The sequence below is a fragment of the Lacrimispora brassicae genome (assembly GCF_054772055.1).
Genome location: NZ_BRYH01000014.1, coordinates 27,429 through 40,802, shown reverse-complemented (window position 1 = coordinate 40,802; position 13,374 = coordinate 27,429). Strand labels below are relative to the sequence as shown.

The following is a 13,374-nucleotide window of genomic DNA, read 5'->3' as shown; positions in this document are numbered from 1 at the left end:
TTGCGAAAGACAACAGATTCCCTTTGAAGAGATCCGGGAGTTATTCCTCCAGGGAATTGACTGCTCTCAGGTGGTGGCAGGGGCGTTTGCGGAGGAATTAGGGGTGGATAAGAAGTTTCTCAGAAAGGTTTCCTCCTGCTTTGGCGGGGGCATGCATTGCGGGGAGACATGCGGTGCTGTCACAGGGGCTTTGATGGTGCTTGGAATGAAGTACGGACACAGCCAGGAGGGAGATTCCGGGCAAAAGCAGGTGATGATGGAAAAAACCAGGGAATTTAAGAAGCTGTTTGGGGAGAAATATCCTTCCTGTATCTGCCGTGATCTGCTGGGGCATGATATTTCCAGGAAAGAAGAACTGGAAAAGGTGATGGAGAAAGGGCTGCTTTTGCAGTTCTGCCCCAAGGTTGTGGAAGATACCATAGAAATTTTAGGAAAGATCTTATAAATGAAACAGGCGATTATCATATTTACAAGAGTGCCCATGCCGGGAAAGACCAAGACCAGAATGATGCCCTGTCTTACTCCAGGGCAATGTGCAAAGCTTCATATTTGTTTTTTAAAAGACATTGGAAAAGAATGTGAAAAATGCAGGGCGGATATATTTGTCTGTCATACCCCGGAGGGTGACATGCCCAAACGGCTTCTGGAGAAAATACTGGGAAAGCAAAAAGGGTATTTTCCACAGCGGGGGGAACATCTGGGGGAACGGATGTACCGGGCCTTTGAAGAGGTGTTTTCCAGAGGATATGAGAAATGCCTCCTGATTGGCACCGATGTGCCGGAGCTGCGGTCCGGTGATCTTAAGAGGGCATTTGAAGTACTTAAAACTCAGGATGTGGTGTTCGGGAAAACCTATGACGGAGGATATTATCTCATAGGGATGAAGAAAGCCCGGCAAGAAGCCTTTGGCCTTGACCAATATGGGCATGGAGCTGTCCTGGAGGATACCATAAAGGCACTTTTCCGGGCTGGAATTACGGTGGGCTATACAAAGAAGCTGTGGGATATGGACACTCCATCGGACGTAAAAGAGTACCGGAAACGGATGGGCGTCGGCAAAGAATTGAAGCGGACGGAAACCGGGCGTTATGCTGCAGGAATCACCCCTGTTTCAATCATTATCCCTATTTATAATGAAGAAAAAGGAATTGTAAAGCTTCAGGAGCAGTTAAAGGCGTTGCAGGGGAAATGTGAAATATTGTTTGTGGACGGAGGAAGCACTGACCGGACACTGGAATTAATTAAACCAGGTTATCCTGTGGTCCATAGTGAAAAAGGAAGAGGAAGACAGATGAATGCAGGAGCAAAAGCAAGCTGCGGAGATATTCTGTTTTTCCTCCACTGCGACAGCCAGCTTCCTCCAAAGCCTCTGGCGGAGATCAGAAGAGTGATGAGGGATCACCGGGCAGGCTGCTTTGGGATTGCATTTCACTCCCGGAATTTTTTCATGTTCACATGCAGGGTGATTTCCAACCACAGAATTAAGGACCGGAAGATCATGTTTGGAGATCAGGGAATTTTTGTGGACCGGGAGCTGTTTTTTGAAGCCGGAATGTTTCCTGAGATTCCCATCATGGAGGATTATCAGTTTTCCCTGACATTAAAGGAAATGCGGGTGAAGCTTGGGATGGCTGGGAGAAGAATCTATACATCGGACAGGCGATTTCCCAAAGGGACCATACCGAAACTGAGGCTTATGTGGAAAATGAACCGGCTTCGAAAAATGTACCGGGAAGGGGTTCCCATAGAAAGGATTTCGGATTTGTACCGGGATATCAGATAGGGGGAAGGTTGAAAGAAAAACGCCTTTTAACCTTGAGTTTGTGAACAGCGTGCCCTGCTTTACCGGGCACAGTGCGCCCCGCTTCATGGGGCGTCAACTGGATATGCCTGCATATCCGCGTGATTTATCCAGGAGGTAAATATGGATCAGGTACAGGGATTAAGAGAATATGTCAAATGGAGGGGATACCGGGAACGTCTGGGGCTTCCAGAGAAGGTTACTGAAGAGTACCGGATGCTGGCCCAGGGAGAGTATAACAGAAACTACCTGTTTCTTCACCCGGTGACAGGGAAGAAGCTTATTCTGCGGGTGAATTTCGGAAGCCAGATGCATCTGGAAGACCAGATTGAATATGAATTCAATGCATTGAAGCTGTTAAAGGATTCGGGGCGCACACCAAGGGCCTTATATGTGGATGGAACAAAGGAGAAGATTCCCTGTGGGGTAATGGTGATGGAGTATCTTCCGGGACATGCATTGGACTATGAAAAAGAACTGCTTTATGCGGCGGACTGCCTGGCGGATATACACAGCATTCCCGTTGGAAGGGAGCCTCCCCTGGTGGCACCGGATAATCCTTTAAAAGCAATCTTAGAAGAATGTGAGGAAATGTTCCGGACGTATGAATCGTCCGCTCTTGGGGACAAGAGGAAGAAGAGAAAGATGCGCAGGATGCTGGACAGAGGCTTTCCCAGGGCAGACAGCTTGCCAAAAACAGTTTACCGGTGCTGCATCAATACTGAACTGAATTCTACGAATTTCCTTATTAACGGGGAAGGAAAAGGAAATTACCTGATTGACTGGGAGAAGCCGATTTACGGTGATCCGGCACAGGATCTGGGACATTTTCTTGCGCCAACCACCACCTTCTGGAAGACGGATGTGATTCTGGAAAACCAACAGATGGAGAAGTTTTTAGATGCGTATATTAAAAAGACGGCAGGGAGATTTGATATTGAGGGGCTGAAAGAACGGACCAGGGCGTATATTCCCATTACATGCCTGCGGGGAATCACCTGGTGTGCAATGGCCTGGGTGGAATATCAGCAGCCGGACAAAGAAATAATCAATGAATCCACAGTCCGTAAGCTGGAGGCGTATTTAAGCCATGAATTTTTGGATAAAATAGCAGGATTTATTGGTTGATAGAAAGTATCTATAGATATATGGGATAAATGAATAGGTAATCATGACGGTTCTCCTTGAATGAAGCGGGAGTAACCTTTATAATCACCATGACGCGGCGCTAAAACGATATACGGGCGCCGGAAAACCAAGGAGGAAATAAATATGAAAAAGAAGTTTTTAGCAGCAGTTTTAATGTCAGCAATGACGGTATCCATGATTGCAGGATGCAGCTCCGGAAATGGGGCAGAGAAGAAAGAAACAACGGCAGTGGAAAGCACAGCAGCAGAAAGCACAGCAACAGGGGAAAGTACAGCAATAGCAGAAAGCACATCAGTGGCAGAAAACACAGCGAAAGAAGAATACCAGTTTGTATCAGCCGGAGATGCGGTAAAAGCAGCGGCTGACGGAAAAACACATGTCCTTGATGTAAGGGAGTGGTCAAACTACGGAGCAGGAAGAGTTGCCAATTCAGAATGGTGTCCGATCTTCCCGCTGGAAGACGAATCCCTGGCAGATGAGATGAAATCATATGCGGAAGAAAGCTTAAAAGACGGAGAGAAAATCTATATTATCTGCAACAGCGGACAAAGAGGGGCCCAGAAGTCTACAAAGGTGTTGGAAGAAGCTGGGATCGATCCAGGCCTTATCTATACGGTTGAAGGGGGAGCAAAAGCCCTGGCAAAAGAAAAAGGCGCCCTGATAACAAACCGTGCAGAAGAAAGTATAGACTGGCAGTATGCAAAATCGGCAGATGTGCTTGGAAAGAAAGATGCGCAGATCGTGGATGTGCGTGATGACGATACATATGCAGGAGGCCATTTAGAAAATTCTCTTCAGATCAATTTAAAGGATTTTGAAAGCGCCGATGCACAGACAGCAATGTACCAGTTGGCATCAGAGAAGCTTAATAAAGAAGAACCGGTATATTTCTTATGCTACAGCGGAAATAAATGCGCCAAAACAGCCATTTCCGTATTAAAGGATGCAGGATTTGACGAGAAGAATCTGTTTATTATTGAAAACGGGGCAAAAGACGGTGAGGTTCAGGCGGCATTTGTAAAATGATTGTTACAGTTCAGCCATGGAGAAATATTTGTCTGACATGGCTGAACTGTAATGAATGATCAGCCGGCAGCAGGAAAACAGTAAGAGACGGAGAGAAGAGATGAAAAAAAGAATTTCGGCAGCGCTTCTGGCGGCGGTAATAGCTCTTTCCATGACAGCCTGCGGGAACAATGAAAAACCGCAGGAAGAGAAAAAGCAGGCTTCAGAAACGGAAGAGATGTCCTTTGACAAGCTGAAGGAGGAGGCAAAGGGCACTGCCGTTACATTTTATGGCTGGGGCGGGGATGAGAAGCTGAATGATTGGCTGGACAATACCTTTGCACCGGTAATGAAGGAAAAATATGATATTACCATGGAACGTGTTCCCATGGATATTGACCAGGTGTTAAGCCAGTTATCGGGAGAAATCCAGGCGGGAGAAAAGGACGGAAGGATCGATATGATCTGGATCAACGGAGAAAACTTCCGGTCTGCAAAGGAAAACCATATGCTGTACGGACCATTCGCGGATAAACTCCCCAATTTCCAGGAATATGTGGATTCAAAGTCAGAAGACGTGACACTTGATTTTGCATATCCCATTGAGGGATTTGAAGCTCCTTATGGAAAAGCGCAGATCGTAATGATTGCGGATAGGCTGGTGACCCCGGATATTCCAAAAAGCGCCGAAGCCTTAAAGGCGTTTGTCCAGAAGTATCCTGGAAAGGTGACCTATCCGGCCCTTCCGGATTTTACAGGAAGCGCATTTGTCAGAAATATTATCTATGAAATCTGCGGATATGAGCAGTTTTTGGATATGAAGGGGGATAAGGAGACGGTGAGAGCTGCCGTAGAACCTGCAATGGCATATTTAAGGGAGTTAAATCAATACCTGTGGAATGAAGGAAAAACTTTCCCGGATTCCTCAACAACCCTGGACAATATGTTTGCAGACGGAGAAGTAGTTCTGAATATGACATATGACGCTTATGGAACTGCTGTCAAAATAGCGGACGGAGCATATACCCAGACAACCCAGTCTTTCCAGTTTGACAAAGGCACCATAGGAAATACCAACTTTATGGCCATTGCGGCAAATTCCGGGAATAAGGCAGGGGCAATGGTGGCAATCAATGAAATGCTGTCACCGGAGATCCAGGCTGACCGCTATGACACCATGAAGATCATTCCTGTGCTTGACAACTCAAAGCTTTCTGGGGAACAGAAAGCTGCATTTGATAAAGTGGACCTTGGAAAAGGAACCATTCCCCAGGATGAATTGCTGTCAAAACGTCTTCCGGAAATGCCCGCAGAGCTGGTTCCGGTCATTGAAGAAATATGGGCGGAAGAAGTGGCAGGAAAATAATGAAAGAAAAGCTGATGCCATATTTACTTTTGGCTCCCCAAATATTGCTTTCCATTTTATTTATGATTGGACTAATCACTGGAATTACCCAAAGCTTAGGGGTAATTCCAGCTTTTGGGTTAAAGAAGCCAACATTTTTTTATTATAAGGAGATTCTGTCAAGGCCGGATATGCTTCAATCGGTGGTGTACAGTCTTAGGATCGCACTGATTTCAGCGGTGCTTGCGACGGTTGGGGGCGTATTTTTTTGCGGTGTTTGCGTCATGGGGAAGAAAACCAGGGGAGTGGTGGTGCGCATCATCCAGCTTCCTATTATCGTTCCTCATGTTGTAACGGCGCTTTTTATGATTAATATTTTTTCCCGGAATGGAATCCTGGCCAGGGTAGCATATGCCCTGGGCATGATACAGGAGCAGCGGCAGTTTCCCATGCTCATCTATGATCCCCATGGAGTGGGGATCATTATGGCATATCTGTGGAAAGAAATCCCCTTTATTATTTATTTTGTCATTGCGCTGATGGCAAATATTAACGGAAGCCTGGGGGAAGCAGCCACAAACCTGGGAGCAAAAAGGTGGACCGTATTCTTAAGGGTGACACTGCCCTTGTGCAGAAATACGATTATAAGCGGTTTTCTGATCATTTTTGTATTTGCCCTTGGAGCCTATGAGCTTCCCCTTCTTCTGGGAGCCACGATTCCCAAAGCTTTGCCGGTCCTTGCCTATCAGGAGTATATCCATCCGGATCTGAGAAACCGCCCCTATGCCATGGCTTTAAATGGAATTATTATTGTAATTTCCCTGATGAGCGCACTTGTATATTGTTTGATGATGAAGAAGGTTGAGAGAAAAAATGTGAAATATTTAACGGATGAAGAATAGCCATGAAGAAAAAAAGAGAGCCAATCGTTACGGAACTTACACTGCTTGTGTTGATTGCTGCCATTCTTATTCCGGCAGCCACTTTGTTTCTATGGATTTTTACGGAGAGATGGGCATGGCCGGATCTGGTGCCACAGATGTTTTCAAAAAGAGCACTTTTAGAAATTGCAGGAAGAAAAAAGGAACTTTTACGGATCATAGGGTCCAGCATACTGATTTCCACGGTTGTAGCGGCTTTATCTGGGGTGATCGGCATTATGACGGCGAGAGCAATCCTGTTGTACCGCTTCCCTGGGAAACAGTTGATATATTTTTTTACCATACTCCCCTTTATGGTTCCTGCTACTGTATTTGCAATGGGGATACAGATTACGTTTATTAAAATAGGACTGAACAACAGGATTGCAGGGGTCATCATTGCCCACCTGGTCTGTTCCCTTCCTTATGGGGTCCACCTTATTATGGATGGGACCATGGCGGTGGGAAACCGGCTGGAGGAACAGGCCAGAGTCCTGGGGGCATCTCCCTTCCAGGCATTTTACAAAACGTCTCTGCCGGTGCTGGCACCTGTGATCCTCTCCGCAGTAAGCATGTCATATATTGTCTCATTCAGCCAGTATTTTCTCACCTTGATGATCGGTGGTGGGAGTGTAAAGACCTTTACGATCCTTATGGTACCCTATCTGCAAAGCGGGAATAGAAACATTGCCTGTATATACAGCGCCTTGTTTCTGGGAGTGACGCTTCTGATATTTGCGGCGTTTGAATATGGGGCTGGTCATTGGCTGAAGAATGGCGGCGGCGGATTTTATACATCGGAATGAAATACCCAAGAAAAGGATGAGAGAAACCATGAGCCTGACGGTTGAAAATTTGAAAGTAGTTCTGCAGAAGAAAGAGATTCTTCATGGGATTACCCTTGGAATACAGGAAGGAGAATTCACCTCCCTTCTGGGACCTTCCGGGTGCGGGAAGACAACGCTTTTAAAAAGCATAGCAGGACTTCTGGAAATCCGGCAGGGGGATATCCTGATCCAGAATGCATCGGTTGTGGGAGTCCCTCCTGAGAAGAGAGGGATGGTCATCGTATTCCAGGATTTAAGGCTGTTCCCTCACATGACCGTGGAAAGGAATATTGCCTTTCCCATGGAGATACAAAAAGTGCCGAAAAATATCCGGAAGGAAAAAGTGAAGAAGCTTCTGGAAGAAGTACAGCTTTCTGGCTTTGAGAACCGCAAGATAAAAGAAATGTCCGGGGGGCAGATGCAGAGGGTGGCCCTGGCCCGGGCTCTTGCTGCAAATCCCAGAGTATTGCTTTTGGATGAACCCTTTTCAGGACTGGATGAATGCCTGAGGCTGGAAATGGGGAATCTTGTGAAAAAGCTTCACCGGGAGCGGAAGATTACCACGATTCTTGTGACTCATGAAAAAAGAGAAGCGCTGCAGCTTTCAGACAGGATCGCCCTGATGAGTCAGGGACAGATTTTGCAGTATGACACCCCAAGGAATATGTTCCGGCACCCGGTTTCCAGAGAGGTGGCGGAATATTTTGGCAGAGTGAACTATGTAAAAGGGAGCATGGAAAATAACAGGTTCTACAGCAGTCTGTTTGAGATGAGTGCACAGCAGGAAGACGGGGATTATGAGGCAATGATAAGGCCGTTCTCCGTGAAGCTTGAAAGGGAGGGAGCCTATAGGGTTTCAGGCATCACATTTATGGGAGAGATGGCGGAAGTGAAGTTAGAGGTACCGGATGGCATGATCTTGAGCCACGTTATGAGTCATGAGCTGGAACGGCTGGGACTGGAAGAAGGGGACCATGCCGGTATTTTCATAGAGGAAAACGGAGTGACCTGTTTTCGGAGGGGAGTGTAAAATCAGATGAAGCATGTGGTATTTGACTGTGACAATACATTTGGGGTAAAGGGCTGTGATGTGGATGATGGGCTTGCGCTGATGTATCTTCTTGGCTGTCCTGAGGCAAAACTGCAGGGAATCACGGCGACCTATGGGAATAATCAATTGGATGTTGTATACAGCATCAACCGAAAAATGTTAAAGGACCTGGGACGTGAGGATATTCCGGTAAAAAAGGGCGGAGAAAAATGCGGGGCATACGAAAGTGAGGCAGCAGACTATCTTGTGGAGATGGCGGATAAGTATGCGGGAGTATTATCCATCCTTGCAACCGGTTCCCTGACAAATCTTTGGGGAGCGTATGAAAGGGATCATCATTTTTTTGAGAAGGTAAAAGAAATCGTGGTGATGGGAGGGATCACAAGCCCTCTTGTGTTTGAAAAAAAGGTGATGGATGAACTGAATTTCTCCTGTGATCCCCTTGCCGCCCATACGGTGCTTACGAAAGGAAGAAATGTTTCTGTGATCACAGGGAATCATTGCCTGAAGGTGCTGTTTACAAGGGAGGAATATAAGGAACGCTTATTCGCCTCAGACAACAAAGCCGCCGCATACATCCGGGAGAAGACGGATTACTGGTTTGGATATAATGAGGAGGATTATGGCATCGGCGGATTTTATAACTGGGATGTGACGGCAGCGGCATATCTGATGCATCCGGAGCTGTTTATGGATGAAATGAGGACGCTGCTGGTTTCTATAGAGGACTTGAAACAGGGGTATCTGCGGGAAGCGGTGGAGGGAAACTGCCTGTGCAATCTCCCGGTGATTGGGGAGGAAAAGGCGTATAAGGATCATATTTATGATGTGTGGATGGGGGTTCCTATGGATTAAGGGGGTGGGGCAATGTCACTTGGGAATGATTAAATTACCGCTGGATTTATGGCGGGGATAGAACAATCCCCAAGGGTAATATAAACGGCTTTGCCGCCCGGCGCTCCCATAAGCGGCGGGCGGCAGTTCATTTAAGATGTTCTAAAACTGAAATCCCGATTTTCTTATCCGAATCAAATCCTAACCTGTAATTGGCTAATACAACAGAAGCGACCTTTTTGCTCTTATCTATTGCCAAATAGGAGCTGAAGCAACCTGTTCCGCCTCCATGTTCCATGATATTATTATTATTCTGCCGCAGCCACCATCCAAGTCCCATATCATAATTTCCGGGCCCATTTGAATGTTTTTGGTGGCAGAGCAGGAAATATGGCTTTTCTTCATACATATTTAACTTTGCATATGTTAACAAATCTTCTGCTGTTGAGCTTATGGCTCCTGCCGGAGCTGTAAGGTTACTTTTCTCCCAATGCCAATTTCCGCATTCCTGATTTTTTGTGCCAAACCCAGACAGATTTTTATTATCATATGTACCTAAATAAGTATGACTTAAGCCAAATTCCGTTGATAAAAAATCCTTCATGGTATCCCAATAGCCTTTACCAGAAACAATACCTGCCCCATAACCAAGCAATGAATATCCAAAATTAGAATAGTTCCACCTATAGTCTGTATCCCTTAAACGGGTCTTTTGGATAAGCATTTTCATGCAGTCCAAATCCATTTGCAGCGGGTTTATTCCTTGATTTTTCCCCAATATCATATCAATGATCAAATTTAGATATTCCCTTTGACTAATAGGATATGTGGGTGAATATCCCGCCGTATGAGTAGCAATCCGCCGTAATGTAGGGTAGTAGTTATTTGTATCCAGTCCTGCAATATATTTCTGAATGGAATCGTTTAATTGCATCTTATTTTCAAAAATATACTTTGATAAAAGAGAAGCCGTAAATGTTTTTGTTATTGAGCCAATTTCGTATATGCAGCTTTCCGCAGGAAGCTCACCTTGTTCACCAAAAACTTTAATTGCAGTGTTGCCGTCATTAAAAAACCCTACCGTCAGTTTGATATGCTTTTTGCCTTTGCATGTTTTGTTAATAAGGTCCATTGTTTTTGAATCCAGTTGGAACATCGTAATTCCCCCTATCTCAGCGATTTCTTCTTCGCTTAAATTCCTCTAAAGCTTTTGCCTGCAAGTCGGAATAATCACCCTCTAAACGCTGGCTTGCGTCATCTTCAAAACCTGAAAATTTTTCGCCATCAAAGCAATGGAGCTTTTTCAGTAAATGCCATAATGTTGCCAATTCTTTTTCGTCAAATCCGTTGAAAATATCCGCCATAAAGATGGTACCGATTTCCCCATTCTCCACCATAGCCTGTAAACCGGCATCAGTCACCTTAATATTGACAGACCGTTTATCAATGTCACTGCCTGATATAGTTATATAGCCTTTTTTCTCTACTGTGGTAAGCAATTGGTTCGCGTTTTGCTTGGTAGTACCCAATTTTTTTGCTATATTTTTGACTGTTGTTTCGTCCGGCGGTAAATGCAGAATTGCCAGTATGGCCATGTACTGCCTTGAGGTTAGTTTCTTATAATATTTATCGGCCTGTTTCTCAAGTTTATTGGCGGCAGACATAAGCGTTGCATACGCTTGCTGCATTAAAAAAAGTTCATGGATTTCTTTTGAATACTCCATAGCATCCTCCTGAATTTCTTGTTAGTCAATGTATTGACTAATTTTAGTATAGCAGAATATTGGAATTTAGTCAATGTATTGTCTATTTTAAAGTGTGTTTTTCGTAGGATTTGAAATATTTGCTTTTATATGGCCATTGCAGTTTTGCGGATCGTACAGTATAATAAATTCACTAAAAAATATCTATGATTGGTGAAAAATAAAGATGAAGATAAAGGTTTTATTAGATAACAATACATATATTGATCAATATTATTTTGGCGAACCTGCTGTCAGTTATTATATAGAAATCGATGACAAAAAGATATTATTTGACACAGGGTATTCCGGCATTCTTATAAAAAATGCCAAAGCCATGGACATAGACTTGAATTCTGTCACAAACATTGTTTTATCCCATGGTCATAATGACCATAGCAATGGCTTAATGTATTTAAAAGAAGAAATTGATTTGTCAAAAATCCGATTGATTGCGCACCCTTTATGTTTTCAGCCGAAATCAGAAGGAACGGAAAATATAGGTTCCCCTTATTCGGAACAGGAAATATCAAAGATGTGCCAATATGTTCCTGCAACTGCGCCATACAGAATTTCAGATAATTGTTTATTTTTAGGCGAAGTGCCGGCTTTCAATGACTATGAAAAGCGCCATAAAATAGGAAAAACTGTGATAGATGGTGAAACGGTGGATGATTTTGTTTTTGATGATTCTGCCCTGGTATGTAATACAAAAGAAGGAATCTTTATTATCACCGGCTGTTCACACAGCGGGATCTGCAATATAGTGGAATATGGGAAACAAATATGCAATTGTGAAAAAGTTGCAGGTGTATTAGGCGGCTTTCATTTATTTGACTGCGACTGCCGTTTGAGTAATACCATCCAGTATTTAAAAAATACACTGTCAGGAACATTATATCCCTGTCATTGTGTGTCGCTGCAGGCGAAAGCTGAAATGATGAAATATGTTGATGTAAAAGAGGTAGGCGTAGGATTAAGTATTGATTTATAATGAGTTCAGATTGGCGGAACAGATGAATCAGGTTTTATCTTTTTATATTATTTATCAGTGAACAGGGAGGAATGCGTGTGAATCGAATTGAAAAAGTCCGGGAACATGTTGATGCTGTACTTTTAACAGTAACAGATACCAGGGAAAGAAGATGCGGCTATCTGCATTTGTACGGAGTCTCCCAAGCCTGTGCATTGATAGCATTAAAGAGAAATGAAAATGCTGAATTAGCGACAATCGCCGGCATGCTTCATGATATATATTCGTATTCAGCCGGGGATGCAAAAGACCATGCCCACAAGGGCTCGTTGATGGCTAGGAAAATTCTGGGTGATATGAAGAATTTTGATGAAAACGAAGTCCATGTTATCTGCAGCGCCATATACAACCACAGCAGCAAGGAAATAACACATTCGTCCTTTGATGAGGTGCTGAAAGATGCTGATGTTTTGCAGCATAGCTTATATAATCCTTTGTTTGATGTTATGGATCACGAGAAAGCAAGATTTGAAAAATTAAAATCAGAATTTGGAATTGACAAAGGGTAAATCCGGTTGTTTTTTGCATCCGCTATCAGGGTTGGGATACTCATATCTTTGATTTTATCATAAAGACTTTTAAAGGTTCTGCTGTTATTTAAACTTCCAGGGTTCACTGTGTATCCAATAGTTAGGAAGGAAAAACTTCAGTTCTTCATGGTTACATGCTTTTCCAGAACAAAAGCGTTCATTGATACGTTTACAGTATAAGTTACAGTATAAGTTACAGGGCCATTTGCCTGCAGTATAAAATATCTGCACCAAAGGCCCTGTTTGCAAATTAATAAGCGTAAAGTTTTTGAATTCAATTCTTATGGCCAAATCTAAAATCAGCTTTTCTTTCCGGTCAATCAGATTATCAGATAATCGTAATGCGGCCGGCACTTTTTTGAAAAAATATTCCTATAATTTTTCCATTCATTTTTCTCTTCTGTTATTATTTTAAGAATCATTCAGCCTACTCATTAAGAATTCATAGCCGGAATGGTAATTGGCATTAAAATAAACGGAAACAATGTCTTGACAGCTCATAAAAAACAATTTATAATGAGTATACACTCATTGAGTTGGAGGTCATTATTTGAAGTCAAAAAGGCAGCTACAAAAAGAGAATACCCGAAGAAAAATAATGGAAACAGCCTATCAGGTTTATTCTGAACAAGGGTTTTCAGCTACAACGGCTGTTATTGCAAAGGAAGCTTGCGTATCTCATGGCACAATATTCGTCCATTTCTCGTCATTGGATGAATTGCTGTGTTGTCTGATACAAGATTTTGGTGATGCTTTGGGATCAGAGATCCACCGGTTAGCGGAAACAAAAGATAATATTGAGGAGTTGCTGAAAGCCCATTTGGATGTTTTGGCCCGGCACGAAAAATTTTACATCCGGCTGATCGCTGAAAGGAGTTTATTGCCGGAAGAAGCAAAATTAACATTTTCAAATATTCAATCCATTGTCGCCTACCACTTTAACAAGGTATTTGAACGGGAAAACAACACAATTAAGAATATTCCTGTTCACCTGTTGTTTAATACATGGATGGGGCTGATCCATTATTATTTGTTAAACAAGGATTTGTTTTCGCCGGATATCCCGCTTTTAGAGCGGTATGGCTCAGAGCTTACGGAAACTTTTTTGGAATTGATTGAAAAATGAACAGGAGGACA

14 protein-coding genes are annotated in these 13,374 nt (G+C 43.6%); 12 read left to right on the top strand and 2 right to left on the bottom strand.

Features of this window, described 5'->3' with window-relative positions:
• Positions 1–16 precede the first annotated feature (16 nt).
• The 9 genes from ACYVD3_RS08650 to ACYVD3_RS08610 all read left to right on the top strand — a co-directional run bounded on the left by ACYVD3_RS08650 (position 17) and on the right by ACYVD3_RS08610 (position 8,953).
• On the top strand, positions 17–445 hold the full coding sequence (locus ACYVD3_RS08650; protein ID WP_460642182.1) for a C-GCAxxG-C-C family protein: 429 nt from the start codon (positions 17–19) through the stop codon (positions 443–445).
• A complete protein-coding gene (locus tag ACYVD3_RS08645; RefSeq protein WP_460642112.1) occupies positions 446–1,783 on the top strand; it encodes a TIGR04283 family arsenosugar biosynthesis glycosyltransferase in 1,338 nt (445 codons plus the stop codon).
• 141 nt (positions 1,784–1,924) lie between these two features.
• Complete coding sequence (locus tag ACYVD3_RS08640; RefSeq protein WP_460642111.1) at positions 1,925–2,929, top strand: phosphotransferase; 1,005 nt, start codon at positions 1,925–1,927, stop codon at positions 2,927–2,929.
• 144 nt (positions 2,930–3,073) lie between these two features.
• The gene (locus ACYVD3_RS08635) at positions 3,074–3,976 is read left to right on the top strand and encodes a rhodanese-like domain-containing protein (RefSeq protein WP_460642110.1); all 903 of its coding nucleotides are present in this window, start codon (positions 3,074–3,076) and stop codon (positions 3,974–3,976) included.
• A 100-nt stretch (positions 3,977–4,076) separates the two neighbouring features.
• Positions 4,077–5,321, top strand: a complete 1,245-nt coding sequence (locus ACYVD3_RS08630; protein WP_460642109.1) for an ABC transporter substrate-binding protein — start codon at positions 4,077–4,079, stop codon at positions 5,319–5,321.
• Positions 5,321–6,202 (top strand): ABC transporter permease, encoded by an 882-nt coding sequence (locus ACYVD3_RS08625; protein ID WP_460642108.1) that lies wholly within the window; start codon positions 5,321–5,323, stop codon positions 6,200–6,202. The genes ACYVD3_RS08630 and ACYVD3_RS08625 overlap by 1 nt, the downstream gene beginning before the upstream one ends.
• Positions 6,203–6,204: 2 nt before the next feature.
• Entirely contained in the window at positions 6,205–7,026 is an 822-nt protein-coding gene (locus tag ACYVD3_RS08620) for an ABC transporter permease (protein ID WP_460642107.1), read from the top strand.
• A 28-nt stretch (positions 7,027–7,054) separates the two neighbouring features.
• Positions 7,055–8,077 (top strand): ABC transporter ATP-binding protein, encoded by a 1,023-nt coding sequence (locus tag ACYVD3_RS08615; protein ID WP_460642106.1) that lies wholly within the window; start codon positions 7,055–7,057, stop codon positions 8,075–8,077.
• A gap of 6 nt (positions 8,078–8,083) precedes the next feature.
• Positions 8,084–8,953, top strand: coding sequence for a nucleoside hydrolase (locus tag ACYVD3_RS08610; RefSeq protein ID WP_460642105.1), 870 nt, complete (start codon positions 8,084–8,086; stop codon positions 8,951–8,953).
• A 127-nt stretch (positions 8,954–9,080) separates the two neighbouring features.
• Here the strand turns inward: ACYVD3_RS08610 and ACYVD3_RS08605 are convergent, their stop codons facing one another.
• Together ACYVD3_RS08605 and ACYVD3_RS08600 are read right to left on the bottom strand one after the other, a co-directional pair.
• The gene (locus tag ACYVD3_RS08605) at positions 9,081–10,088 is read right to left on the bottom strand and encodes a serine hydrolase domain-containing protein (protein WP_460642104.1); all 1,008 of its coding nucleotides are present in this window, start codon (positions 10,086–10,088) and stop codon (positions 9,081–9,083) included.
• A gap of 16 nt (positions 10,089–10,104) precedes the next feature.
• Entirely contained in the window at positions 10,105–10,656 is a 552-nt protein-coding gene (locus ACYVD3_RS08600; protein WP_460642103.1) for a MarR family winged helix-turn-helix transcriptional regulator, read from the bottom strand.
• 205 nt (positions 10,657–10,861) lie between these two features.
• Here ACYVD3_RS08600 and ACYVD3_RS08595 point away from each other — a divergent pair, with 205 nt between their 5' ends.
• The 3 genes from ACYVD3_RS08595 to ACYVD3_RS08585 all read left to right on the top strand — a co-directional run bounded on the left by ACYVD3_RS08595 (position 10,862) and on the right by ACYVD3_RS08585 (position 13,363).
• Positions 10,862–11,668 (top strand): MBL fold metallo-hydrolase, encoded by an 807-nt coding sequence (locus ACYVD3_RS08595; protein WP_460642102.1) that lies wholly within the window; start codon positions 10,862–10,864, stop codon positions 11,666–11,668.
• A gap of 71 nt (positions 11,669–11,739) precedes the next feature.
• Positions 11,740–12,216: an HD domain-containing protein gene (locus ACYVD3_RS08590; protein WP_460642101.1), complete on the top strand. Its 477-nt coding sequence runs from the start codon at positions 11,740–11,742 to the stop codon at positions 12,214–12,216.
• Positions 12,217–12,787: 571 nt separating this feature from the next.
• Positions 12,788–13,363, top strand: a complete 576-nt coding sequence (locus tag ACYVD3_RS08585; RefSeq protein WP_460642100.1) for a TetR/AcrR family transcriptional regulator — start codon at positions 12,788–12,790, stop codon at positions 13,361–13,363.
• The last annotated feature ends 11 nt before the right edge of the window (positions 13,364–13,374 follow it).